The organism is Myxococcus vastator, from assembly GCF_010894475.1.
Classification (GTDB): Bacteria; Myxococcota; Myxococcia; order Myxococcales; family Myxococcaceae; genus Myxococcus; species Myxococcus vastator.
Map to the genome: position 1 here is coordinate 1 of NZ_JAAIYB010000800.1, position 1737 is coordinate 1737.

2 protein-coding genes are annotated in these 1737 nt (G+C 73.1%); both read right to left on the reverse strand.

All coding sequences use genetic code 11. The features are described from left to right. Positions 1-591: GspE/PulE/PilB domain-containing protein (locus tag G4D87_RS37400; RefSeq protein ID WP_504112909.1), on the reverse strand; the 591-nt coding region annotated here is incomplete at its 3' end. A 52-nt stretch (positions 592-643) separates the two neighbouring features. Then, the gene (locus tag G4D87_RS37405) at positions 644-1480 is read right to left on the reverse strand and encodes an RDD family protein (protein ID WP_240358929.1); all 837 of its coding nucleotides are present in this window, start codon (positions 1478-1480) and stop codon (positions 644-646) included. Between the last annotated feature and the right edge of the window lie 257 nt (positions 1481-1737).

Below are 1737 nucleotides of genomic sequence, written 5' to 3' on the forward strand. Positions count from 1 at the left end.
GGTCTCCACGGCGAGGGGCTCCTGCGCGACGGAGCGAGCCAGCCGCTCCACCATGTCCGCGGTGAGCGACTCCTCTTCCAAGGCCGCGGCGGGCGGCGGCGGGGGCAGGGCCGCCTGGGCTTCTGGGTCCAACGCCGCCGCGAGCTTCGCGAAGCGCGGGGACAGGGGCTGGCGGTAGATGGTGGAGACCCACTCGCGGACGCGCACCTCGGTGGCCACCCAGAGCTCGAGCGGCTTGCCCAGCAGGAAGCCGACCTCGTCGAGCTCCTTCTTGGGCACCGGGTAGCCGCTGGCGACGTGCAGCGTGTTGCCGTCCAGGGACAGGGGGACGACGCACAGGCGCTCGGCGATTTTGGGCGGGATGAAGGAGGCGACTTCGGGATTGGGCTCGAAGTCCATCAGGTTCACCGGCATGAAGCCGGAGACCTCCCCGAGCATCGCGAGCACGTCCGCCTCGCTGGCGACGCCGTGCTCCAACAGCACGGAGTCCACCTGCCCGCCCAGGGTCTGGTGCTGACGCAGCACCTCCCCCGCCTTCTCCTGCGTGAGAAGCATGCGTGAGACGAGGAACTGGGCGAGACGGGCGGGCATGTAGGACGCGGCATCTTACGGCCGCGGCCGCAAGGCACAATGAGCCGGTGGTTCAGCTCGGTTGAATGACGAAGGTGGACGTCAGCTTGTCATGAAGCGTCTGCCCGCGCCGGTCGAAAAGCGCCATCCAGAAGCCACCCAGAAAGAACACGAAGGACACGCCGGAAAGCAGGGCGCGCACGATGGCCCGACCCGGTGCCGGGGCGAGCCCATGTGTGTCCACCAGCCGCAGACCCAGGAGCAGCCGTCCGAGCGTCCGGCCGTTCCAGAGGAAGGCCGCCACCGCGCAGTACACGAGCGCGAGCACCAGCACGAGGAAAAACCCGGGCAGGAGGATGGTCTGGAGGGCGCGCAGCCAGGCCACGAAGGCATCGAACCCCGTCAGCCCCGCTTCCGGCGTCTTCAGCCCCGTCACGGACGAGGCCAGGGTGATGTAGAGCGCCGCCACCCCGGCGATGGCCGCCGTGTCGACGGAGAAGGAGAGCAGCCGCCGCCACAGGGAGGCCGGGCGGGCGCGCACTTCCGTGACGCCCGAAGCGGACTTGACCTGGGCCTTGGACGGAGGCGCCTTGATGGCCTCGGAGCGAGCCACCCCCACGGACACGCCGGGGAGGAGCGGCTCCATGTGGGGCAGGGCCGAGGGAGCCGTGGACGGGGACTCCATCGGCGGGAGACCCGTCGAGGCGGCTTCCGCGTGCTCCATGCGAGGCAGTCCGGAAGTGGACGCGGCGGGAGGTGCTGCTTGCTCCATGCGGGGCAGGCCCGCGGGAGGCGCCGCCTGCTCCATGCGGGGCAGGCCGACGGGCGCAATCGCTGGAGCCGCCAGCTGTGCCGGGGCCTGCGGACGCGGCGCGGGCGCCACCGGCGGCGTTCCATAGGCCGGCGTCATGGGGGAACCGGTCGCCGGCTGGGGCTGAGCGGCGCGAGGCACGGCTGCACCCGGCTGCGGCGGGCGCGGCGCGGCACCCGGCTGCGCGGCGTGAGGCAGCGCGGCTCCGGCCTGCGGAGGCGCGGCAGCAGGCTGAGCGGCGCGGGGCGAGGCCTGCTGGGGCGCGGCACCGGGTTGCGCGGCGCGAGGCGCGGGCTGCTGGGGCGCGGCGCCGAACTGCTGGGGCGCGGCGGCACCCGGCTGAGCAGCGCGGGGGG